Here is a 23,303-nt window from a genome sequence, read left to right as displayed (position 1 = left end):
AGGAGATAATAAATGGCCTATGTCGTGACACAAAACTGCATCCGCTGCAAATACACAGACTGCGTGGAAGTCTGCCCTGTGGATTGCTTTTATGAGGGGGAAAATTTTCTCGTCATACACCCCGACGAATGTATTGACTGCGGACTGTGCGAACCCGAATGCCCTGCCGAAGCGATTTATCTGGATGATGAGGTTCCCGATACACAGCAGATCTTTATTGAGATTAATGCTCAACTGTCAGAACAGTGGCCAAACATTAAGGAGCGCAAAGAACCGCTACCTGATGCGCAAGCATGGGATGGCAAGCCCGATAAACTTGCCCTCCTGATTAAATAGAGATACTCAGTAAAGGCTTGCGCAACTACTTGAGCAGGTCTTCACTAGACAAGCCGTTCTTTTCAACTATCTCACGCAATTTGCGTAGCGCTTCTACTTGAATTTGACGTACACGCTCACGGGTTAGCCCTATCTCACTACCCACCTCTTCTAGGGTACTCATATCATAGTTTCGCAAACCAAAGCGACGCGATAGCACTTCAGCATGTTTATCTGGCAACATATCTAACCACTTTTCTAAGTTGCCACTAATATTCGAGTTTTGTAGCAAGATTTCAGGGTCAGAATTCTCACGATCAGCGATGGTTTCAATAACAGCCTTATCAGAGTCCCCCATGGGTACATCGATAGACGCAACGCGCTCGTTCAAGCCCAGCATCTTTTGGACACTCTCTACGGGCTTACAAACCACTTCTGCAATTTCTTCTGCAGTGGGCTCATGATCCAACTTCTGCGATAACTCCCTAGCTGCGCGAAGGTAAACATTAAGCTCTTTTACAACATGGATAGGCAATCGAATAGTACGGGTTTGATTCATGATAGCCCGTTCAATCGTTTGTCTTATCCACCAAGTCGCGTATGTTGAAAAACGAAAGCCTCTCTCTGGGTCAAATTTTTCAACCGCCCGAATCAGCCCAAGGTTCCCCTCTTCGATCAGATCTAAGAGCGTCAAACCACGATTGATGTAACGCCTAGAAATTTTAACCACCAAACGGAGATTGCTCTCAATCATTCGTTTTCTTGCTTTTTCATCACCCTTAAGGGCTAGGCGCGAGAAATAAACCTCTTCTTCAGCGGAAAGAAGCGGAGAGAAGCCAATCTCATTTAAATACAGTTGTGTCGCATCCAGTGACTTGGCATTCATCAAATCCTTATGCGCCAAACTCCCCCTCCCTCGACCACTATTTAAAAACTCAGGCTGCTCATCATCTGAATCGGCTTCCGAATCGAAATCAAAATCATCCTCGGAATCGAGCAACACTTCATCATTTTCTAGATCTTTGCTGTCGAGACTTGTCATCACCGTCTGTACCTTTCGAATAAATTATAATTTTAATAGCCTACCGTCTTGGCAGATACTGTAGCGGGTTTACAGGCTTACCATCCTTGCGTATTTCAAAGTGCAACATTGTTCGCGTTGCCCCACTACTACCTATTTCGGCAATTTTCTCTCCAACATTAACATTATCACTTTCTGTCACCAAAATGCGACTATTGTGCGCATATGCACTTAGGTATTCTTGGTTGTGATTGATAATAATCAAATTTCCATAACCCAGCAGACCACTTCCCGCATAAACAACCTTACCAGCTGCTGCTGCATAAACCGGATCTCCTTTTCGGCCAGCTATGTTAATGCCTTTGTTCATTTCGTCACGAGGTTTAAAACGTGTTATTACACTGCCATTTGCTGGCCATTTCCAAACAAGTGCCTGGCTTTTCGGTGTACCAGAGGTGTCAGGCTTTTTAACTTTCTCTGGAACAGACGGAGAAACAACGACTTTCGCGGGTTTAGTCTGGTTAGGCTTGACAGTAGCTTTAGGTATAGTGGTTGGCGAAGTTTTAACCGGGGTCTTAGCTGTAGGAGCAGGGTTGGCTATTGGCTTTGCTTTGCGAGGTGCTTCCTCATAATAATTGGTTAGCTCGTTTTTCATTTCAGGCAGCTCTGCAACCACCGACTGAACTGGCGCTTGGGTCAATTTCAAACGCTGCCCGACATAGATATGATCAGCACTACCAATGCGATTTCTTTTAGCAATATCGCGGTAATCTAAGCCATACCGCCATGCGATTGAATAAAGCGTATCTCCCCTTACAACGACATATTCTGCAGGTGAATCTCCAGCCTTTTCTCTTTTATTGCCTCTGTCACCTCGAACAATCTCTACCTGTTGCTCCAGCTGAATCGACTGATCTGTCACAGGGGCGTACCCTGACGCACACCCCTGTATGATCAATAACATAAATATCAGCCAAACTGATGACAAAATTTGAAAAAACGCTTTAAAAGATTTGATCACAATTTACCTAACAGGTGTTTGTCCTCTTTCCATTAGTAACACTATCACCGCTCCTACTATTAACAAGCATAGAGCAAATAGTGCATAAGATTCTTGTCCTGTCAGTGCCTCATAGCTAAAAGGTGAAACATTGCTTTGAACCAACGGCACCTGTTCACCATGTCGATCAATGGTATAGGATGTGGTGTACTTCCAAGGCCAGACCTTATTCAAGGATCCCAATAAAAAACCTGATAACAAAGATAACGTTACTAACCGACAATGCTGAAACAACCATGTCAGCACTCGTGAAAAACTGAGAATACCAATAGCACAGCCACTCAGAAACAGACCCAGTGAGATCACATCAAACGTTTTAACAGCTTGTAAAACGGGGGTATACATACCCAACAGCAGTAAGATAAACGAGCCAGAAATACCAGGCAAGATCATCGCACAAATAGCAATCGCACCTGATACGAAATAAAACACAGGGGTTGCCTCTATTGGCGTTGGTGACATGGATGTGACCAAGTAAGCACTTAATGCTCCCACAGAAAACATCATGATCATAGAAAGGTCCCAACGTGGAATATGCCGCCCGATTACCCATGTCGAGGCCAATATTAAACCGAAAAAGAAAGACCACAGAAGAACCGGATAATGATCAAGTAAAAACAGGACAATGTGGGCAAAGCTGGCAAGACTAATCACTATTCCACCAATAAGCGTCACCAAAAAATTACCGTTCACATGCTGCCAAAAAGCACCTATTCCTTTACTCAAGAGTAATTTCAGTGCCTCAAGATCAAAACGACGAATACTCCCAATCAATTCTTCATATATCCCGGTAATAAAAGCAATCGTACCGCCAGATACCCCAGGGACTGCATCCGCAGCACCCATCATCATGCCTTTCAAGGCCAGTAATATATATTCTTTAGGCGAGCGCTTCTGATTCAAATGTTTCTCCTTAACGTACCGTTCCCGAAAGCAGCGGTACAAACTTTACGCGCTCAATTATTCGAGTTTCAAACTCTTTATCAGATTTTTTAACCACTAATTTAAGCTCTTGCTGGTTTTGCCCCACAGGAATCACCAGTCGCCCACCTATTGCTAGCTGCTCTAGAAGCTCTTCAGGAATGGATTCAGGTGCTGCGGTAACAATGATGGCATCAAAAGGTGCCATAGATGGCCACCCCATACCGCCGTCAGAGTGCTGTAGATAAATATTTCTCAGCCCCATAACGCGAAATCGTTCCTTTGCTTTTAACTGCAAGGGCTTAATACGCTCAACGGAATAGACTTTATCGATCAACTGGGCCAAAACTGCTGTTTGATACCCTGACCCTGTACCTACTTCAAGTACTGACTTCACCACACCCTCAGAAAGCAAAAGCTCCGTCATTCTAGCAACAATATAGGGCTGGGAAATCGTCTGATTGAAGCCAATGGGTAAAGCCGTGTCTTCATACGCTCTGTGCGCTAGCGCCTCATCAATAAAGAGGTGACGCGGCGTACCTAATATAACATCCAATACGGGCAGGCTTTTTATACCTTGCTCACGCAAGCGTGTAACCAGACGTTCCCTTGTACGCCGCGAGGTCATACCTATCCCTTGCAGCTGAACACTACTCAAAGCAAACCCTCCAACCAGTCTCCTAATCGTTCCATCCCTGGGTAAAATGTCATATCAATATGCAGGGGAGTGATCGAAACAAACCCATGCTCAACCGCATAAAAGTCCGTACCCGGGGCATTATCCAAAGCATCCCCAGCACCCGCTACCCAATACCGAACCTTACCCCGCGGATCTTTTGAACTTTCTGGTTTGCCTGCTGCTGCACGATGGCCTAGCCGAGTAATATGAATACCTTGAATGTCACTAAGAGGTAGATCTGGCACATTAACATTCAGAACAGACCTTGCTGGCAGCCCTAAAGAGCTTACATTTTCAACGATCGTTTTCGCAATTGCAGCCGCTGTTTCGTAGTGCTTAGGGTAATGCCCCGCTAAAGAGACAGCAATCGGCGGCAACCCTAATGAGCGGCCCTCCATCGCTGCGGCCACTGTGCCTGAATAGATAACATCATCGCCTAGGTTGGCACCCGCATTAATACCAGAGACCACAATATCCGGCACCGCACCAAAAAGACCCGACACTCCCATATGAACACAATCCGTTGGTGTCCCAGACAAGCTTACAAAGCCATTATCATGACGATGAGCATCGACAGGCCTATCAAGAGTAAGCGCATTACTTGCTCCACTACGGTTTCTATCTGGGGCAACAACTTGAATCGATGCCACCTCAGATAGAGCATTAGCTAACGCAGCCAAGCCCGGCGCAAACACTCCATCATCATTTGATATCAAAATATTATTCATGGCTGCGGTTCCGGCCCTTCCTGAGAAAAATCACATAGCTCTCTAAGTACACTGGTAGCAAATGCGCCAGCAGGTAATGAAAAGTTCAATAGCCAAGTGCCATCCGCTTCTTTTTCAGCCTGCAACCCGTCAGGTATCAGTCGCATCGATCTACGCTCTTGCTGTAGCCCGACGTATGCAAGACGCTCTGTGATTTCGTCCCACGGTTCTACCGTTTTGGACTCCCACTCGGCTGCCTCATCTGTACTCTGTAAGCGCCCTCTTCCCCAAAGGGGAGCGCTCAGATGCACATCGCCTTTAGCTAAACGCTCAGGCAACACTTCATCTAGCGCCTCAGCGACAAAGTGGCTTTTACTACCGGAGAGCACCATCGCATCTCCCGGCAAAATAGTATTCCATAAATTTTGTCGAATTCGCTCAGAAACACAATGGTTAAATAACCAAGAGCGTACCGCCGAAATATACAAACCTTTTTTATGACGTTGACGCTCTTTAAACTCGCCTTTTAATAATGCGACACCTTTCGCGAGATTCCCGCCATCGAACCCAAAACGCTGCTCCCCAAAGTAATTAGGAACACCTGACTTAATCATATCAATACGCTCTATAAAGGACTGCTCATCTGTGACATTGCGCAGACGTAATGAAAAGCGATTTCCTAATAGAGAGCCCAGTCTTAGTTTTCGAAGATGCCGCTCTGCTTTTAAAACCTGAATGGTTTCACCGCCAAATAAAGACCATGTCATCTGCCTGTTAATAGGTAACTTCACACTAAACCATTGCTCGGTAACGGCGTGACGATCTTTTTTACCCGCATATCCCACATCATTAACAGGTATTTGGCAAAAGCCAGCCAGCTGCCTAGCAACCCAGTCTGTATTTTCACCCGTTTTACGTATCAGGAGAAATACATGCTCACCTTCACCTTCCGGTAAGAATGAGGGTATTTCTGATACTCGAAAATCTTCCGGAGTATGCCTAATAATGGCGCGGCTCACAGGCTTGCCATAAAGAAACTGATAATCAGTAGGCAGATTCATGCTTTATTTTTCCTTTCGAACCGGGGATGGCTCAACCAATTGATAGAACGTTTCTCCTTGCCTAATCATCCCTTGGTCGCTTCGAGCACGCTCCTCAATGGCCGATAAACCTTTTTTTAAATCCATCACTTCTGCTTCGAGCTGTCTATTACGTGTTTGCAAACGTTCATTCTCACTCTGTTGATCTGCTATTTGGTTTTCTAGCTGCCGGACTAATAGTAGGTTAGCTTCGCCAAACCATAAGCGGTACTGCAAACCTAGAAAAATGATAATCAGCACGAATAGAAACCAGCGAAACACGAATAGCATACCTCAGAGTCTAAAAAGGGGGCCTCAGCCCCCTTTTCTAACAGGTCTTGGCTTAATTACGCCTGACCTTTGATTTCAGAAAGGCCATTATAAATCGCCTTATCACCTAACTCTTCTTCAATACGTAATAAACGGTTGTATTTAGCTACACGATCAGAACGGCAAAGTGAACCCGTCTTTATTTGACCTGCGGCCGTGCCAACAGCCAAATCAGCAATAGTCGTATCTTCTGTTTCGCCAGAACGATGCGAGATAACCGCGGTAAAACCAGCATCTTTGGCCATTTTGATGGCATCCAACGTTTCAGACAGCGAGCCAATCTGGTTAAATTTAATCAGGATAGAGTTACCAATGGACTGCTCAATACCACGCGATAGAATCTTCGTATTGGTTACGAACAAGTCATCACCAACCAGCTGAACTTTGTCACCTATTTTCTTAGTAAGATAAGCCCAGCCATCCCAGTCAGACTCATCTAAGCCATCTTCAATCGACACAATAGGATAGTTTTCTGTGAGTTCAGCCAAGTAATCGCCAAAACCTTCAGCGTCAAATACTTTGCCTTCACCAGACAGACTGTATTTACCCTCTTTGTAAAACTCAGAAGCGGCACAATCTAGAGCTAAGGTGACATCTTTACCCAACTCGTAGCCAGCTTTCTCAATCGCTTCTTTGATCACAACCAGCGCTTCTTCATTAGATGCCAGATTGGGAGCAAAACCACCTTCATCACCGACGGCCGTATTCAAACCTTTGGATTTCAAAACAGCTTTGAGCGCGTGAAAAATTTCAGCACCACAACGCAGCCCTTCAGAAAACTTATCGAAGTTAACAGGCTGCACCATGAACTCTTGGATATCTACGTTATTATCCGCGTGTTCTCCACCGTTAAGAATATTCATCATCGGTAGAGGCAGAGAGAACTGACCCGGTGTGCCATTAATGTCTGCAATATGCGCGTATAAAGGGATACCCTTTTCAACGGCTGCCGCTTTAGCTGCTGCTAATGAAACCGCCAGAATCGCATTGGCGCCTAGGTTCTCTTTGTTTTCTGTTCCATCAAGCGCTAGCATTTTATTATCTAATGCTCGCTGGTCGGTAACATCCATACCTTTCAGTGCATCACAAATAACACCGTTAACCGCCGCTACAGCCTTTAATACACCTTTACCAAGATAACGGCCCTTATCGCCATCACGTAATTCCAGTGCTTCACGAGATCCCGTTGATGCGCCAGACGGTGCACAAGCGGAACCGATCACGCCTGATGTCAATATAACGTCCGCTTCAACCGTTGGGTTACCACGAGAATCTAGCACTTCACGTGCTTTAATATCGGCGATCTGAGCCATTTTTTCTCTCCAATTTTCCTAAAACAATATAGTCTTGGTAAAAACGTTACTGGCCTCGGCGCGCTTGCTCGACCAATGCGGCTTCTATAAAGCCTGTAAACAAACCATGTCCATCACGAGGTGACGACGTAAATTCAGGGTGGAACTGACAAGCAACAAACCAAGGGTGATCAATAACTTCAACCACTTCGACCAGTTCGCCATCGACCGAGCGACCAGAAATACGCAAACCTGCTTTTTCTAGCGCATCAACATAATTGTTGTTCACTTCGTAGCGATGACGGTGCCGCTCAACAATCTCCGTACTACCATAGCAACGAGCAGCCACAGAGCCTTCCGCGAGGTGACATTTTTGTGCACCTAAACGCATCGTGCCACCTAGATCGGCGTCTTCGCTACGCTGCTCTACATCTCCCTCTTCTGTGGTCCACTCCGTGATCAAACCGACAACGGGGTTCGCAGCGTTCTTCTCAAATTCCGTTGACGTTGCCCCTTCAATGTTTGCCACATGACGAGCATATTCAATCACAGCTACTTGCATACCTAAACAGATACCAAGGTAGGGTACTTTATTCTCACGCGCATATTTTACTGCGGCAATTTTACCCTCAACGCCACGCTCACCAAAGCCACCTGGCACCAATATCGCGGAGACACCTTTAAGAATATCAACACCCTCTCGTTCAACTCGCTCCGAATCAATATATTCGATACGTACTTTGCGGCGCAGCTTAATGCCGGCATGAGAGATTGCCTCAATCAGAGACTTATAGGCATCCAGCAACTCCATGTACTTGCCCACCATGGCAATACGCACTTCTCCATCTGGGTTAAGATGTGCATCGGCTACCGCAATCCACTCACTGAGGTCAGCGGCAGGCACATCCAGATTAAACCGCTCAACAACGATATCATCCAACCCCTGATCACACAGCATCTTAGGAATGTTATAGATAGTATCCGCATCAGGCATGGAGATGACCGCGCGCTCTTCAACATTCGTAAATAGGGATAACTTGCGACGTGAAGAATCAGGAATAGGCTGCTCTGATCGACACACCAAAATATCGGGCTGAATACCGATTGAACGGAGTTCTTTAACAGAGTGTTGAGAAGGCTTCGTTTTAATCTCTCCAGCTGTTGCTATGTAAGGCACCAACGTCAGATGCATAAACATCGCACGCGTGAAACCCAGCTCAGCTTTCAACTGGCGAACCGCTTCAAGGAAAGGCTGGGATTCAATATCGCCCACCGTGCCACCGATCTCCACCAATGCAACATCTGCATCGCCGGCTCCCTCAATTACCCGACGCTTGATTTCATCAGTGATATGCGGAATGACCTGGACCGTACCTCCCAAATAATCGCCGCGACGTTCTTTGCTTAAAACATGTTGATATACCCGACCGGTCGTAAAGTTATTACGTTTGGTCATCGTGGTACGAATGAATCGCTCATAGTGACCTAAATCGAGGTCAGTCTCTGCGCCGTCTTCCGTAACGAATACTTCACCATGCTGGAAAGGACTCATCGTACCTGGATCTACGTTGATGTAGGGGTCCAATTTCAACATAGTGACTTTTAAACCGCGTGCTTCCAAGATAGCTGCAAGCGAAGCGGATGCGATGCCTTTGCCCAATGAGGACACGACACCACCTGTGACGAAAATGTAGCGCGTCATGTGGAACCTGTTCTGGCTGTAAGTGAGGGAAAAAAACTAAATAAAGATGGGGCTACAGGATAGCAAAGAGACGGCCTTACGACAATCAGAAAGGTTCCCATATTACGGTAAAACTGGGCTTATCTTGCGCTTGGGACTGCCAACCCTCGCAAACACAAATACCGGGGATTGCAACCACTTCATTTTCATGGACTAAAATCGGCCATTTCGCCCTCATCCACGGTGGAACACCACTCTCTTGAAAAAGCTTTTTGAGTGACTTGCGTTGCCGTCCCACAGGCTGGCACGACATACCCTCCTTTCTATGCACACAGCTAATTCCCTCTAGCGTTTTCAAGCCGCCACCTTCGCTAAGCTTCACGGTCAGCTGGCCCTCACTCCATAAGTGCTGCCCTAATCCTAGAAGCAAAGGCTCATAGGAGCCTTCAGACTGCGTACTGACATTCAAATAAAGAGAACCGCGATAACGCCTTAAAATAAACGCCCCTATCACCAGCTCCGGCAAACGATCCTCAGCACTTTGAAAAAAATCGTGCTCTATTTGAGCAAGCTGATTGCTCCCCAATAACTGCTGTGTCTTGCGAAAGATCCAACGTCGCAGCAAGGCCTGTCGCCTGAAGCTGTTATGGCCTGCTAATCGCCCAATGTTAAAGCTATTACCTGACAGTATAGATTCCAACTGCTCATCCAATAACTCATCTAGTAAAGCCTGTTCAGATTTTATTAACCGCTGGCTAGCAATTAGCGTAGATGTAACCAAAGGCCACCGCTTGTTTAGCAGCGGAAAGATATGTAGGCGTAGAAAATTCCGATCGTAATCCACTTTATGATTACTTGGGTCTTCAACCCACGACAGGGAATGCTCAATCGCCCATTGTTTAATCATCGGTTTTGGTACTTCCAATAACGGTCGAAGCAGTGCCGCTTTACCTAAAACCCGATACTGAGGAATACCTGCCAAGCCCCGTGGCCCTGTCCCTCTCACTAAACGAAACAACATGGTTTCGGCTTGGTCATCTCCATGATGCCCCTGAAGCAATAGATCACCGGGTTGCAAAAATGCTTCAAATGCATGGTAACGAGTTTCTCTTGCCGCAGCCTCACTACCATCTTTTGGGTAAACATCAATCTTGGTAAAGGGGATGGACAAACTATCGGCTTGCTGCTGACAAAATAGCGACCATTCATCTGCATCAGGCTGCAAATGATGATTGATATGCAAAACATGAAGGGTTTGGTGATCTAACGTCAACGCCGCAAGGTGCAGCAACACCATAGAATCGATGCCTCCACTGACCGCTAATACCCAGCGATCAGGTGAGTACTGTTCACAGATCGCTGAGAATGTATCAGCAGCCAACGAAGGCTTCATACTTACGCGGAAGCGGAAGTAAGTCCGTAGGACATAAGACGCTTGTAGCGACGCTCCAGCAGCTCATCAGTAGACAGGGCATCTAGTTTATCAAGCGTCTGAATAAGCTGTTGTTTGAGGTCAGCGCACAGTTTGGCAGGATCGCGATGAGCACCACCTAAGGGTTCTGGCACAACCTTGTCCACTAACCCCAACTCGTGCAAGCGTTCAGATGTGATCCCCATCGCTTTGGCCGCATCCGAAGCACGCTCAGCACTTTTCCAAAGAATCGATGCACAGCCTTCTGGTGAGATAACCGAGTACGTGGAGTACTGAAGCATCATCAGCTCATCGCACACACCTATCGCTAAAGCACCACCAGAGCCACCCTCACCGACAACAGTAGAGATAATAGGGGTTTTAAGTTGAGACATTTTTGCCAAATTAAATGCAATCGCCTCACTTTGACCACGCTCTTCAGCATCAATGCCCGGATAAGCTCCCGGTGTATCAATAAATGTTAAGACTGGCATGCTGAAACGTTCTGCCATTTCCATCAAGCGTAACGCCTTGCGATAGCCTTCGGGTCTTGGCATGCCGAAGTTGCGACGGACTTTCTCTTTGACCTCTCGGCCTTTCTGGTGACCGATAACCATGATCGGGCGCCCGTCCAAACGTGCAACACCACCAACAATCGCCGCATCATCAGAAAAATGACGATCGCCGTGAAGCTCTTCAAACTCTTCGAACATCAGGGCAATGTAATCCAAGGTGTATGGACGCTGTGGATGACGTGATAACTGGGAAATCTGCCAGGCAGTAAGATTCGTAAAAATAGACGCGGTCAAACTGCGGCTTTTCTCAAGCAACTTACTTAACTCGTCAGCAATATTGATTTCTGTATCATCACCAACCAGTCTCAGCTCTTCAATTTTGGCTTCGAGTTCAGCTATTGGCTGCTCAAAATCCAGATAGTTCGGATTCATTCGATTCTTTCCGCCTTACCAGTGATCGTTTAGATATTCAAACCGGTGATTTTACCGTCACCCCGTCAGGATAACCACCCTGTTCAGTACGCTAAAGAGACGCAATCGTCACCAAAGTGTTCTTTTAAGGTGATTAATAACTCATCAGTCGCTTCGAGCTTCCACTCCTCGCCCAATTGAATGACTCCACCGGCATCACTTCGCTGATATTCCAGCTCCACACATAGACCTTGAGGAGAACGATAAGCTTCTATCGTTTTAGTAAACGCCTGCAACCCTCTCCCTGATAGGTACTTTTCACCGCCACAGACATGCACACAACGGGCAAACTGCTGTCGAGCCATGGGTATACTTGATAGCTTATTACAACGAACCTTGAGACCACCTGAATAGTCATCTTGGGTAATTTCGCCCTCCATGATGACAATCGTATCTTTTACTGCCCATTCACGCGTTTGTTCATAGAGTTCACCATAGACCGTCACATCAATTCTCGCGCTTCGATCATCTAAGGTCAGAAAACACAGAGAATCGCCTCGCTTGGTCTTTTTTACACGCTGATCAACAATTAAGCCCGCTATCTTCTGCTGTTTACCTCGCCCGGGCTGCAGATCAACAATTTTTTTCGATATAAAGCGGCTAAGCTCTTTTTCATATTCATCTATAGGGTGGCCCGTCAAATAAAGACCCAGCGTATCCTTTTCTCCACGCAGTCGCTCCTTGTCAGTCCACCGCCGCACACCTTGATACTCCTCGTAAGGATCTCTGGGTGCCTCAGCTTCCACTTCGCCAAACAGGTCGAAAATTCCCGCATCCTGATTGCGCGCACTTTGCCCAGCCGCCTGCAGAGCGTCGCCTATTGCCTGCCAAAGTACCGCTCTATCGGCACCCAATTTATCCAACGCACCTGAACGAACTAGTGCTTCAAGTACGCGTTTATTTAGATTTTTAGCGCCTACTCGCTCACAAAAATCGAACAGATCTTTGAAATCCCCTTTGCCATCTTGGCGTGCAGCAACAATGGCTTCAATCGGTCCTTCCCCTACCCCTTTGATTGCACCCAAACCATAAACAATTTCACCGGCCTCATTGACGGTGAACATATATTCACCGCTACAGACATCTGGCAATGCTGGCGGCAACTTCATCTTGCGGCACTCTTCGATAAAGATCACAACTTTATCGGTATTTTGCATATCAGATGACATGACCGCCGCCATAAATGGCGCTGGGTAGTGTCGTTTCAGCCAAGCGGTTTGGTATGACACCAGTGCGTATGCAGCCGAGTGGGATTTGTTAAAGCCATAACCGGCAAACTTTTCTACCAGATCAAAGATATTCCCCGCCAGATCTTTATCGATGCCGTTATTCCCGCACCCTTCAAGGAAGATAGAGCGCTGTTTCTCCATCTCTTCCGGTTTCTTCTTACCCATCGCTCGACGCAGCATATCAGCACCACCCAGCGTGTAACCCGCCATCACCTGAGCAATTTGCATTACTTGCTCTTGGTAGAGGATGATTCCGTAGGTTGGCTCCAATACAGGCTGAAGGCTATCTAACTGATAATCGGGATGAGGCCATGCCATTTCCGCACGCCCGTGCTTTCGGTTGATAAAGTCATCCACCATGCCTGACTGCAACGGACCAGGGCGAAAGAGCGCCACCAATGCCACAATATCTTCAAAACGAGAGGGGAGAAGGCGCCGAACCAGATCCTTCATACCGCTGGACTCTAACTGGAACACCGCTGTCGTTTCAGCTGACTGTAAAAGCTCAAACGTGGACGGGTCTTCCAAATTAATTAAGGTGATATCTAACGGCTCTTCACCTTTCTTTGCACGAATATCATTGATCGTCTTTAAGGCCCAATCAATGATTGTCAGAGTACGCAATCCCAAGAAGTCGAACTTAACAAGGCCAGCTTCCTCAACATCTCCCTTGTCAAACTGAGTAACCAACCCTTGACCTTCCTCATCACAATAGGTGGCCGAGAAGTCGGTTAGTTTTGTCGGCGCTATCACGACACCACCGGCATGCTTGCCGACGTTGCGGGTGACCCCTTCCAGCTTATATGCCATCTCCATGATTTCCTGAGCTTCTTCGCTACTTTCCACGAAGTCGCTTAAAGCAGGCTCTTGCTCCATCGCCTTGCTCAGGGTTATACCTATTTCAAATGGGATCAGCTTAGAAAGCTTATCCGCCAACCCAAACGCCTTCCCTTGCACACGTGCAACATCACGCACCACCGCTTTCGCTGCCATCGTTCCAAAGGTAATAATCTGGGAAACAGCGTCACGTCCGTATGTCCGAGCAACATAATCAATTACCTGATCACGATTATCCATACAGAAATCGATATCAAAATCGGGCATAGAAACACGTTCAGGGTTTAGGAATCGTTCAAATAGAAGGTCGTATTCCAGTGGGTCAAGATCTGTAATTTTTTGCGCATAAGCGACTAATGAGCCTGCGCCCGAGCCACGACCTGGTCCCACCGGGATGCCGTTATCTTTGGCCCATTGGATAAAGTCCATAACGATCAAAAAGTAACCAGGAAAGCCCATTTGAGTAATGATATCTAACTCAAATTTGAGACGCTCATCATAAGGTTTTCGTTTCTCTGCATAATCTGGATCGTTTTTATCCAGCAAAATCCGCAGACGTTCTTCAAGGCCGTCTTCAGATACCTTGCAAAAGTACTCATCCATCGTCATCCCTTCAGGGATAGGGTACTTGGGTAGGTAGTAGGTTCCCAAATCTAGTTCAATGTTACAGCGCTTAGCAATCTCTAGGGTATTTTCGACAGCACTTGGGATATCAGCAAACAGCTCAACCATCTCTTGAGGCGTTCTAAAATACTGTTGAGGCGAGTAATCCTTGGGGCGGCGAGGGTCATCCAAAGTACGCCCTTGGTTGATACAAACCCGAGCCTCATGGGCATCAAAATCATCTTCTGCAAGAAACATAACCTCGTTTGTTGCAACCAAGGGACACCCCAAGGAGAGGCCTAGGCGCACACTTTCACTAATAATCTTGTCTTCACCTTGACGTCCTGTTCGCTGAACCTCTAAATAGAATCGCTCAGGAAACACCGCCATCCATTCCGCCAGAAGCGCATCAGCCATTCCATTGCCTGACACCATTGCTTTGCCGATTTCGCCCTCTTTCGCTCCCGATAGCGCAATCAAGCCTTCAGACTTTTCAGCCACCCAAGACTTTTTCACTAAAGCTTTGTCAACGAGGTAATTCTGGCCTTCGGCGTATGCACGGGAGATCAGCTCCATCAAGTTTCGGTAGCCTCGGGCATTTTGCACCAGCAAGGTTAAACGAAAAGGAGTGCCTTCATTATCTGACTCATTCAGTACTAACAGGTCTGCACCGCAAATAGGCTTAATACCTGCACCCGTAGCGGCTTTATAGAACTTCACCAAGCCAAATAAATTAACCTGATCTGTTATCCCTACCGCCGGCATACCAGCTTCTTTTGCTGCCGCTACTAACCCTTTAATTCGAGTCAAGCCATCAACTAAAGAAAATTCAGTATGTACCCTGAGATGGACAAAGTTTACGTCAGACATCTAGTTACCTAGTTAAGAGAGTTTCGATATGCCAAGAAGTGTTGCAACAGGCCTAAATGAGCGTCGATAGCCCGTTAATACACCATACTTTTTCAAGGCGGCCAAATGCGCTGGCGTAGGGTAGCCTTTGTGGCGATCAAACCCATATTCCGGATGCACTTCGTGCAGTTCCAGCATCTCCCGATCTCGCTCCACTTTAGCTAAAATCGAGGCCGCACTAATTTCAGGAATTTTCGAGTCGCCTTTCACCACCGCTTCCGCTGGATAAGGTAATTCAGGACAGCGGTTACCATCAACCATGACATACTCAGGCGGAATATCCAGCGCCAACACTGCCCTTTGCATCGCCAACATTGTAGCGTGAAGTATGTTAATACGATCTATCTCATCAGGGCTTGCGGAAGCGATAGCCCAACAGAGTGCCTTCTCTTTGATTTCAATGTATAGCGCCTCACGCTTTTTCTCTGTGAGTTTTTTGGAATCTGCCAGACCATTAATTGGCTTTTTAGGATCAAGGATAACGGCGGCCGCAACCACATTTCCAATTAAAGGCCCTCTCCCCACCTCATCAACACCTGCAACCCTTTTTGCTACTGAAAAGTCAAAGCCCAGCGATTGCATCTTATTTTACCCTTTCATCCAATAATGCTTTTACGGCAGTTGCTGCACATTCATCTGCGTTTTTGCACACTTCGTTGAATATGTCTTCAAATCGTAGTGTAAGCGTTTGCTGATAAACCTTGTCTTCCAGTATGTGTTCAACCTCTTGCGCTAGCTTTGTTGCCGTCACATCACCTTGTAGGATCTCAGGAACCAATGCCTCACCCGCTAGTATGTTGGGCAATGAAACGTAAGGTGTTTTAAGCATTCTTGAATAAATAGCGTAAGTTAGAGGTGACATTTTGTAGGCAACGACCATCGGCTTTTTAAGTAATGTCGCCTCTAAGGTTGCCGTGCCAGAAGCGATCAAAACCACATCAGCAATCGCTAAAGCTTCTCTGGAATGCTTCAAGGTCAAACGAATATCGAGATCCCCGTACTTTTGGTCGATCAGCTTCTTCAGAACGTCATAGCGTTTTTGATTTGCCGCTGGCAGTATAAACTCTATATCCGGATATTGTTTTTTCAGAAGCCTTGATGCCTCTAAAAAGGGCTTGGCTAAATACTTAATTTCTGCACTTCGACTACCCGGTAAAAGAGCAACAACGGGATACTTCCCTTCTGTGCGGCCCTGCAAGCGTACTTGCGTCAATGCTGACTGCTCCTGCAAAACAGTATCAGCCAAGGGGTGGCCGACAAAAACAACCCGTTGCCCAGTCGCTTGATAACAATCAGGTTCAAAAGGAAATAGCGCTAACAGTAGGTCTACCGATTCCTTTATTGTATAAATCCGTTTTCGCTTCCAAGCCCACACTGAAGGGCTAACATAATGCACCGTGAGAATATCCGCCGCTTTAAGGCTTCGCTCAATGTGCAAATTAAAGTCAGGAGCATCTATACCAATAAAGATGTCAGGCGGAGCCTTCAGGAAGTCTTGAATCAGTTTTTTACGAAGTTTTAATAGCTCAGGTAGGCGCCCTAAAACTTCAACAAGCCCCATAACCGATAGGGTTTCCATAGGGACATAGCTCTTAAACCCTTCTGCACACATAAGGTCTCCGCCAATACCTTCAAATTGCGCATCGGGGAAGTGTCTCTTTAATGCTTTAATCAGTCCGGAGCCGAGGATATCACCGGACGATTCGCCGGCAATCATAGCAATCCGCAGTTTGGCCACACACCCTCCTAGCGGATAATCCCTCGAGTAGAGGCTTTAAGAGAAGCAATCAATGGAAGTATTTCAGGAGTTAACTCAGCCATGAGGCTCAGTTCAGATAGTGCTTGTTCTACTTTCAGCTTTTTACGGTAAATAACTTTGTAAGCCAGCTTCAAGGCCTTAATAACTTCTGGGGAAAATCCACGGCGTTTCAGTCCTTCTGCGTTAATACCATGGGGCTGCGCAGGGTTACCGGTAGCCATGACATAATCAGGCAGATCTTTCAGCAAAACCGTCCCGGCACCACACATAACATGAGAGCCTATATGGCAAAACTGATGGACAGCAGTAAAGCCCCCCAATATCGCATAGTCACCCACATGAACATGGCCAGCCAGCGCTACGTTATTTGCCAAGATAATATGATCACCTACCATGCAATCATGCGCAACATGGGCATTCACCATAAAAAGATTGTGGCTACCAATACGCGTTAGAGACTGATCCTGCACAGTACCACGATGTACCGTACAGCTCTCTCTGAATACGTTGTAATCTCCAATCTCTAAACGCGTTGGTTCACCAGCGTATTTTTTATCCTGACAATCTTCGCCAATACTTGAGAACTGGAAAATTTGATTGTGCGAGCCTATCGTTGTTGGCCCTTTGATCACAACATGTGAAGCGATTTGAGTTCCTTCACCAATCACAACCTCAGGTCCAATATAGCTCCATGGACCTATGCTCACACCATCGGCTATCTGGGCTCTTTCATCAACAATAGCACGCGCATCAATCACTTCTTATACCTTCCGGTCCGCACAAAGAATAGTAGCTGAGCTTACCATATCACCATCGACCGTCGCTTTGACATCAAATTTCCAAATACCGCGTTTTTCTGATTGAACTGAGGCTTCTAATCTCAATTGATCACCTGGTACCACTGGACGCTTAAAACGTAATTTGTCAGCACCCACAAAATAGTAGATAGAGCCATCTTGAGGTTTTTTATCCATGGTTTTAAAACCAAGGATACCAGCAGCTTGCGCCATAGCTTCTACGATTAATACGCCAGGCATGACTGGATGATCTGGAAAATGCCCGTTAAAAAAAGGCTCATTGACGGTTACATTTTTAATAGCAACAATGGATTCTCCTGGGTTTAGCTCTAAAACGCGATCAACCAGCAGGAACGGGTAACGATGCGGGAGATATTCCCTGATTTCCTTTACATCCATCATTATGTCTTAACCTTCAGTAGAAAATTGTTCAAGTTTATGTTCAAGCGCTTGAATACGTTTAGCCATCTCATCTAACTGCCGAAAACGAACCACGTTACGTTTCCATTGGCGATGAGCTTCTTGTCCTGTGCCTGACGAAACCGTTTGTCCAGGCGAGGAAATGGACTTACTCACTAGAGTCATCGCGGTTACATGGGTATTATCTGCCAAGGATAAGTGCCCTGTTATGCCGCTTTGTCCTGCGATCGTACAGCGGCGGCCAATTCTAGTGCTTCCTGCAACAGCCGTACAGCCTGCAATTGCAGTTTCTTCGCCTATTTGTACATTATGGGCAATTTGTATTAGGTTATCGAGCTTCACACCATTGCCAATGACGGTATGATCCAAAGCGCCACGATCAATGGTCGTCCCCGCACCAACCTCTACATCATCACCTATTCTCACGCCACCTAGCTGGCAAATTTTTTGCCAGCCTTGCTTAGATGGAGCAAAACCGAAGCCATCAGCACCGATAACAGCTCCGGCATGAATTATATTTCGTTCACCTAACTGCACATTACTATATAAAGTAACACTGGCCTCAAGACGCGTATTCTCACCGATCAAACAGTCGTTGGCGACAACACAGTTAGGACCTAAATAAGCTCCCGCTGCTACATGCGTATTTTTGCCAATACGAACACCGTCAGACACAATAGCAGAAGGATGGATATACGCGGTTTTATCGACGGTAGCCGAAGGTGCTACACCTGCCGTAAGAGGCTCGCGCCAGTCAAAACAACATGAGAGCTTTGCATAAGCAAGATAGGGATCATCAACGATGATACAATCGCACGGCGCGTCCACAGCGAAGTCTCGCTTCACTAGGACAGCCGTAGCCTTTGTTGTAGCCAGCTGATGAATATAACGACTATTCGAAAGAAAGGAAAGCTGGCAATCTTTGGCTGATTCTAGCGTGGCGAGAGCGTTGATAACTTTGTCAGGATTACCCTGCAGTTCCCCCTCTACCAACGCCGCGACATCAGACAAAGTAAATTGTTGAACACGGCGCTCCATTACTGCTTGTTTAACATCTCAACAACCGTTTTGGTGATATCAACGCCTTTAGCGGTAAACACCGTCGCTTGCTTTGCCACAACAATGTCATAGCCATTTTTTTCGATCAACTTTCGAATCACTTCGTCCAATTTAGGACGCATTTTGCTGATAAATTCCTGCTCTTTTTCAATGCGCTTTTGCTGCAGCATTTGACCTGTACGTTGATATTCATCAAATGCTTTCTGAAACTGCAAACGGGTCTGCTGACGCTGTTCCTGAGACATATTAGCTCCCTCTTTTTGAGCCTTCTCTCTCAGCGTCTTGGCTTGCTTTTCCAACTCAACCAAGCGCTTTTCATCAGCTTTTAGCTCTTTATCTAAACTTTCTTTAAAGCTTTTCGCTTCATTGGAGGCTAGCAGCGCCTCCTGTACACCCAGTACCGCAATTTTCTCAGCCAACGCCCAAGGAGACGATAGTAGTACCAACGCGATAGAAAAAACTTTCAGCAACTTCATTATCTATTCCTTTTCTAGAAGCTTTGTCCAAGGGAGAACTGAAACACCTGTTCTTCATCGCCCTTTTGAGAGTTTAATGGTTTAGCTATAGAGAATGACAAAGGCCCCATAGGCGATAGCCATGTCATCCCAAAGCCTGCCGAGTAGCGAAATTCATCGAACTGAATTCCCTCTTGGCAGTTCGACGAAGCCGAGCTGGAAGCTAAACAATCTGATGCAAAGACGTTACCACCATCCACAAACAGTAAGGTTCGCCATCCACTTTTATCTTCGACCAGCGGCATTGGGAAAATCAACTCAGCACCGCCAACGGCCATAACGTTCCCGCCAAATGGGTCGCCATTAGAGTCACGGGGCCCTAACGAGTTATTTTCAAAGCCACGGATTGTTTTAATACCGCCTGCAAAGAAGTTTTTGAAGAATGGGTAGCTTTGACCACCATAGCTTTGTGCATAGCCCAATCGGCCTTTCAGGCCAAGAATCCAACCACTATCTTCAACGACAGGTCGATACCACTTTGTATTGTAGTGCAAACGATAGTAGCCCAATTCGCTGCCAGGGATTGCACTCTCAAAGCTTGCGCTGTGGTAGTAACCTTCGCTAGGAAAGATAGCTCTATTCAAGTGATTATTGGTCCAACCTAGCGTGCCTTTAAGATTCAAGAAGGAGTTACCCTCTTCATCAATGAAAGACTGTATCTCTTCAACAGGCTTGCTAGAATTTGGGTTAATAGTAATATTTTCAATGCCTAGTGAGAAACTTAAGCGCTGATAATCATCAATCGGATAACCAAACGTCATACCTGCGCCATACTCATCCAGAGAATAGCTACTCACATCATCTTCTTCAAAGTCACGTTCACGGTAGAAAATATCAAAGCCTCGGCTAACACCGTCCACCGTGTAATAAGGGTCTAAATAATTGAAGCTTGCTTCTCGCTTAGTCGTACTCTTAGCGATGTTAAAGCCAACCTTCTTGCCCGAACCAAAGAAGTTATCCTGCTGAACACCCAGATCTATAATAAAGCCTTCACTTTGAGCAAAGCCTAAACTTGCCGTAAATTGACCTGACTGCTGCTCCTCTACCGTATAGTTTAGATCCACCTGATCGTCGGTGCCCGGTACAGGCGAGGCTTCCATATTAACAGACTTAAAGTAACCTGTTTTCTGCAGTTTTTGTTTTGTTTTTTCGATACTTTCTGTAGATGCGATTGCCGCTTCCATCTGCTGCATCTCGCGGCGAACCACTTCATCTGCCGTACGACTATTTCCCTTAATATTGATACGGCGAACATAGGTTTGCTTACCAGGATCAACAAAGAACTTTAGAGAAACCGTTTTATCCTCTTCATTAACCTCAGGTAAGGGGCTTACATTGGCAAACATATATCCTTGATCACCCAAAGCGCGCGTAATCGTTTCCTGAGCATTCGTCATAGCTTTACGTGAGAAAGTTTGCCCCGCCTCCAGGGCTATAGACGTTACTAACTCTTCTTCTGGGATCACCAAATTACCAGCAAGATTAACATCCTTGAGTGTGTATTTTTCACCTTCATGGATATTGACTGTAATGAAGACATTCTTTTTATCAGGAGTTATCGATACCTGTGTAGAGTCAATAGCAAATTTAACATAGCCACGATCCATGTAGTACGAACGCAGTCGCTCTAGATCTCCCGATAACTTTTCACGGGCATAGCGATCATCTTTGGTATAGAAAGACCAAAAACTAGGTAGTTTTAAAGAGAAAAGATCTTTCAAATCTTCATCATCAAAAACCGTATTACCGATAATATTAATATGCTGAATGGAAGCAACACTGCCCTCCTTAATATTAATATTCAGGCTTACCCGGTTGCCCGGCAAAGGTTCAACCTCCGTGCTAATCGACGCGCCATAACGCCCCTGCCCAACGTATAAACGCAATAGGTCTAACCGAATCTGATCAAGCGCAGAGCGTTTAAAGACATCGCCTTCTCGCAAGCCTGACTGCTTAAGCCCCAATAGCAAATCTTCATCTTTAAGAACTTTATTACCATCCAGTTTAATACGACTGATAGCAGGACGCTCTCTAACCTTGAGTATCAGGTAGTCGCCCTCGCGCTTAAGTTCTATATCTTCAAAATACCCCGACTTGAACAACTGTTTCGTAGCAGTAGCAAGGCTAGCTTCGCTTACGGTATCGCCAGAAACGATAGGGAAGTTGCGAAAAACAATACCCGGCTCAACACTTTGAACACCTTCTAGACGGATATCTTTTACAGCAAAAGGTACAAATGATGCCTGCGCAACACCCGCCATCAATACACACCCTAGTACAAGCCCAAATCTGTTCTTCATGAAACCTCTTCCCAAAAAAAGAGCACTTGCTCTCTATAGACGCATTACATCATTAACAATAGCCAGCGTCATCAATGACAATAATAATGTCATCCCTATTTTAAAACCTACTAGCTGTATTCTTTCACTAACCGGCTTTCCGCGAAACAATTCAATTGTGTAATAAACCAAATGCCCTCCATCCAAAACAGGAATAGGAAGAAGGTTTAGTACACCTAAACTGATACTAAGGTAAGCAAGAAAGCTGATAAATGGCTCAAACCCCGATGCCGCAGAGGCACCAGCCACTTTAGCAATGGTTATCGGGCCACTCAAGTTTTTTACAGAGATAACACCTTCTATCATCTTCCAAATCGAATCTAATGTCAGCGCTATCATATGAAGTGTTTTATTAATTGCTTCAGATATCGCTTCAAAAGGTGTGTACTGGATACTCCGTTGCATAGACTCGGGCCAGTCAGGTAAGCGCACACCAGCGCCAATCTTACCTATCGATTGCCCATCAGCGGCCGCCTCTGCACGCGGCGTCACCTCAAAGGTAAAGCGTTGCCCATCACGTTCTATATCAAACAACAGCGACCTATCCGCTGAATCCTGAACCAACTCAACAAGGGTACCCCAAGTCGACACAGGGGTGCCTTCGATAGATACGATACGATCTCCAACCTTCAAACCTGCTAAATCTGCAGGACTTTTTTCAACAACCTGACCTAAGACTGGTTTAACTTCAGGCCTGAATGGCACCAATCCCATAGCCGAAACAGGCGATTCCACCTCAAGATCTACTTTCCAATCAATCAGGTTGACTGTGTAGATCTGAGGTTCAGCACTCACAGACGGTTTAACACCCACTCGTATATTACCTGTCTCTCCCACATGAGCGGCTAACTGAAGATTAACCTCTTCCCAAGATTGAACTTTAGAATCATTAATAGAGACAATTTCCGAACCGATAGGTAAAGCACTGAATGCTGCTGGCGAGTCGGGTTTCAGTCCCCCAATAACAGGAGCAATAGCAGACACACCCACCACAAACATCAACCAATAGGCAAAAACCGCAAATAACAAGTTAACAAGCGGCCCTGCTGCTACAATAGCGATACGCTGCAAAACGGGTTTATTATTAAAAGCCATTGACTTTTCGGACTCTGCAACCTCCCCTTCTCGCTCGTCCAGCATGCGCACAAACCCACCAAGAGGAATAGCTGCCACCACATACTCTGTACCATCTGCTCCTTTACGCATCCAGAGCGGTTTACCAAAACCAACTGAAAAGCGTAGCACCTTGACACCACACCTGCGAGCAACCCAGTAATGCCCCCATTCATGGATGGTCACGAGAATACCTAACGTGACAATCATCGCTAATATGGTTTGTAATATATCCATTAGA

The 23,303-nt window shown here is 46.1% G+C and carries 21 protein-coding genes; 1 reads left to right on the top strand and 20 read right to left on the bottom strand.

Annotated elements, in window-relative coordinates; translation table 11 throughout:
* Window positions 1–12: 12 nt before the first annotated feature.
* A complete protein-coding gene (gene fdxA, locus F0U83_RS02890) occupies window positions 13–336 on the top strand; it encodes a ferredoxin FdxA (protein WP_138986442.1) in 324 nt (107 codons plus the stop codon).
* 25 nt (window positions 337–361) lie between these two features.
* On the opposite strand, the gene rpoS is transcribed toward fdxA, so the two are convergent.
* From rpoS to rseP, 20 genes are all read right to left on the bottom strand, one after another.
* Complete coding sequence (gene rpoS / locus F0U83_RS02885; protein ID WP_138986692.1) at window positions 362–1,357, bottom strand: RNA polymerase sigma factor RpoS; 996 nt, start codon at window positions 1,355–1,357, stop codon at window positions 362–364.
* Window positions 1,358–1,397: 40 nt separating this feature from the next.
* A complete protein-coding gene (locus F0U83_RS02880) occupies window positions 1,398–2,300 on the bottom strand; it encodes a peptidoglycan DD-metalloendopeptidase family protein (protein WP_138986441.1) in 903 nt (300 codons plus the stop codon).
* Window positions 2,301–2,360: 60 nt separating this feature from the next.
* Window positions 2,361–3,299, bottom strand: coding sequence for a polyprenyl-phosphate transporter (locus F0U83_RS02875; protein WP_211343610.1), 939 nt, complete (start codon window positions 3,297–3,299; stop codon window positions 2,361–2,363).
* A 10-nt stretch (window positions 3,300–3,309) separates the two neighbouring features.
* Complete coding sequence (locus F0U83_RS02870) at window positions 3,310–3,945, bottom strand: protein-L-isoaspartate(D-aspartate) O-methyltransferase (RefSeq protein WP_211343630.1); 636 nt, start codon at window positions 3,943–3,945, stop codon at window positions 3,310–3,312.
* A gap of 26 nt (window positions 3,946–3,971) precedes the next feature.
* Window positions 3,972–4,724, bottom strand: coding sequence for a 5'/3'-nucleotidase SurE (gene surE, locus F0U83_RS02865; protein WP_138986439.1), 753 nt, complete (start codon window positions 4,722–4,724; stop codon window positions 3,972–3,974).
* Window positions 4,721–5,764 (bottom strand): tRNA pseudouridine(13) synthase TruD, encoded by a 1,044-nt coding sequence (gene truD, locus F0U83_RS02860; RefSeq protein ID WP_138986438.1) that lies wholly within the window; start codon window positions 5,762–5,764, stop codon window positions 4,721–4,723. The genes surE and truD overlap by 4 nt, the downstream gene beginning before the upstream one ends.
* A 3-nt stretch (window positions 5,765–5,767) precedes the next feature.
* Window positions 5,768–6,064 carry a cell division protein FtsB gene (gene ftsB, locus F0U83_RS02855; RefSeq protein WP_246077613.1) on the bottom strand — a complete coding sequence of 99 codons (297 nt, stop codon included), beginning with the start codon at window positions 6,062–6,064 and terminating at the stop codon, window positions 5,768–5,770.
* A gap of 65 nt (window positions 6,065–6,129) precedes the next feature.
* Window positions 6,130–7,425, bottom strand: a complete 1,296-nt coding sequence (gene eno, locus F0U83_RS02850) for a phosphopyruvate hydratase (protein ID WP_138986436.1) — start codon at window positions 7,423–7,425, stop codon at window positions 6,130–6,132.
* Between the two features lie 46 nt (window positions 7,426–7,471).
* Window positions 7,472–9,106: a CTP synthase gene (locus F0U83_RS02845; RefSeq protein WP_138986435.1), complete on the bottom strand. Its 1,635-nt coding sequence runs from the start codon at window positions 9,104–9,106 to the stop codon at window positions 7,472–7,474.
* An 85-nt stretch (window positions 9,107–9,191) separates the two neighbouring features.
* Window positions 9,192–10,478 carry a tRNA lysidine(34) synthetase TilS gene (gene tilS / locus F0U83_RS02840; RefSeq protein ID WP_138986434.1) on the bottom strand — a complete coding sequence of 429 codons (1,287 nt, stop codon included), beginning with the start codon at window positions 10,476–10,478 and terminating at the stop codon, window positions 9,192–9,194.
* A gap of 2 nt (window positions 10,479–10,480) precedes the next feature.
* Window positions 10,481–11,443 (bottom strand): acetyl-CoA carboxylase carboxyl transferase subunit alpha, encoded by a 963-nt coding sequence (gene accA / locus F0U83_RS02835; RefSeq protein WP_138986433.1) that lies wholly within the window; start codon window positions 11,441–11,443, stop codon window positions 10,481–10,483.
* 83 nt (window positions 11,444–11,526) lie between these two features.
* Window positions 11,527–15,021, bottom strand: coding sequence for a DNA polymerase III subunit alpha (gene dnaE / locus F0U83_RS02830; protein ID WP_138986432.1), 3,495 nt, complete (start codon window positions 15,019–15,021; stop codon window positions 11,527–11,529).
* A 12-nt stretch (window positions 15,022–15,033) separates the two neighbouring features.
* Window positions 15,034–15,642, bottom strand: coding sequence for a ribonuclease HII (gene rnhB, locus F0U83_RS02825; protein WP_138986431.1), 609 nt, complete (start codon window positions 15,640–15,642; stop codon window positions 15,034–15,036).
* 1 nt (window position 15,643) lies between these two features.
* On the bottom strand, window positions 15,644–16,798 hold the full coding sequence (gene lpxB / locus F0U83_RS02820; RefSeq protein WP_138986430.1) for a lipid-A-disaccharide synthase: 1,155 nt from the start codon (window positions 16,796–16,798) through the stop codon (window positions 15,644–15,646).
* 8 nt (window positions 16,799–16,806) lie between these two features.
* Complete coding sequence (gene lpxA, locus F0U83_RS02815; RefSeq protein WP_138986429.1) at window positions 16,807–17,577, bottom strand: acyl-ACP--UDP-N-acetylglucosamine O-acyltransferase; 771 nt, start codon at window positions 17,575–17,577, stop codon at window positions 16,807–16,809.
* 3 nt (window positions 17,578–17,580) lie between these two features.
* The gene (gene fabZ, locus F0U83_RS02810; RefSeq protein ID WP_138986428.1) at window positions 17,581–18,018 is read right to left on the bottom strand and encodes a 3-hydroxyacyl-ACP dehydratase FabZ; all 438 of its coding nucleotides are present in this window, start codon (window positions 18,016–18,018) and stop codon (window positions 17,581–17,583) included.
* 6 nt (window positions 18,019–18,024) lie between these two features.
* The gene (gene lpxD / locus F0U83_RS02805) at window positions 18,025–19,074 is read right to left on the bottom strand and encodes a UDP-3-O-(3-hydroxymyristoyl)glucosamine N-acyltransferase (RefSeq protein WP_138986427.1); all 1,050 of its coding nucleotides are present in this window, start codon (window positions 19,072–19,074) and stop codon (window positions 18,025–18,027) included.
* The gene (locus tag F0U83_RS02800; RefSeq protein ID WP_138986426.1) at window positions 19,074–19,571 is read right to left on the bottom strand and encodes an OmpH/Skp family outer membrane protein; all 498 of its coding nucleotides are present in this window, start codon (window positions 19,569–19,571) and stop codon (window positions 19,074–19,076) included. Before F0U83_RS02800 ends, lpxD begins: the two co-directional genes overlap by 1 nt.
* A gap of 14 nt (window positions 19,572–19,585) precedes the next feature.
* A complete protein-coding gene (gene bamA / locus F0U83_RS02795; RefSeq protein ID WP_138986425.1) occupies window positions 19,586–21,910 on the bottom strand; it encodes an outer membrane protein assembly factor BamA in 2,325 nt (774 codons plus the stop codon).
* A 33-nt stretch (window positions 21,911–21,943) separates the two neighbouring features.
* Window positions 21,944–23,299, bottom strand: coding sequence for a sigma E protease regulator RseP (gene rseP, locus F0U83_RS02790; protein ID WP_138986424.1), 1,356 nt, complete (start codon window positions 23,297–23,299; stop codon window positions 21,944–21,946).
* Between the last annotated feature and the right edge of the window lie 4 nt (window positions 23,300–23,303).

This window comes from Neptunomonas concharum (assembly GCF_008630635.1).
GTDB classification, from domain to species: Bacteria; Pseudomonadota; Gammaproteobacteria; order Pseudomonadales; family Balneatricaceae; genus Neptunomonas; species Neptunomonas concharum.
The sequence above is the reverse complement of the archived record's forward strand: the minus strand, read 5'-3'. Positions and strand labels throughout refer to the sequence as shown.

Bases quoted from the DNA above. Each gene is read 5' to 3' on its own strand.
- rseP (WP_138986424.1), bottom strand. From the start codon at position 23,299: ATGGATATATTACAAACCATATTAGCGATGATTGTCACGTTAGGTATT.
- surE (WP_138986439.1), bottom strand. From the start codon at position 4,724: ATGAATAATATTTTGATATCAAATGATGATGGAGTGTTTGCGCCGGGC.
- accA (WP_138986433.1), bottom strand. From the start codon at position 11,443: ATGAATCCGAACTATCTGGATTTTGAGCAGCCAATAGCTGAACTCGAA.
- fdxA (WP_138986442.1), top strand. From the start codon at position 13: ATGGCCTATGTCGTGACACAAAACTGCATCCGCTGCAAATACACAGAC.
- eno (WP_138986436.1), bottom strand. From the start codon at position 7,425: ATGGCTCAGATCGCCGATATTAAAGCACGTGAAGTGCTAGATTCTCGT.
- tilS (WP_138986434.1), bottom strand. From the start codon at position 10,478: ATGAAGCCTTCGTTGGCTGCTGATACATTCTCAGCGATCTGTGAACAG.
- F0U83_RS02880 (WP_138986441.1), bottom strand. From the start codon at position 2,300: ATGTTATTGATCATACAGGGGTGTGCGTCAGGGTACGCCCCTGTGACA.
- lpxD (WP_138986427.1), bottom strand. From the start codon at position 19,074: ATGGAGCGCCGTGTTCAACAATTTACTTTGTCTGATGTCGCGGCGTTG.
- truD (WP_138986438.1), bottom strand. From the start codon at position 5,764: ATGAATCTGCCTACTGATTATCAGTTTCTTTATGGCAAGCCTGTGAGC.
- F0U83_RS02845 (WP_138986435.1), bottom strand. From the start codon at position 9,106: ATGACGCGCTACATTTTCGTCACAGGTGGTGTCGTGTCCTCATTGGGC.
- F0U83_RS02800 (WP_138986426.1), bottom strand. From the start codon at position 19,571: ATGAAGTTGCTGAAAGTTTTTTCTATCGCGTTGGTACTACTATCGTCT.
- rpoS (WP_138986692.1), bottom strand. From the start codon at position 1,357: ATGACAAGTCTCGACAGCAAAGATCTAGAAAATGATGAAGTGTTGCTC.
- fabZ (WP_138986428.1), bottom strand. From the start codon at position 18,018: ATGATGGATGTAAAGGAAATCAGGGAATATCTCCCGCATCGTTACCCG.
- F0U83_RS02870 (WP_211343630.1), bottom strand. From the start codon at position 3,945: ATGACCTCGCGGCGTACAAGGGAACGTCTGGTTACACGCTTGCGTGAG.
- rnhB (WP_138986431.1), bottom strand. From the start codon at position 15,642: ATGCAATCGCTGGGCTTTGACTTTTCAGTAGCAAAAAGGGTTGCAGGT.
- dnaE (WP_138986432.1), bottom strand. From the start codon at position 15,021: ATGTCTGACGTAAACTTTGTCCATCTCAGGGTACATACTGAATTTTCT.
- bamA (WP_138986425.1), bottom strand. From the start codon at position 21,910: ATGAAGAACAGATTTGGGCTTGTACTAGGGTGTGTATTGATGGCGGGT.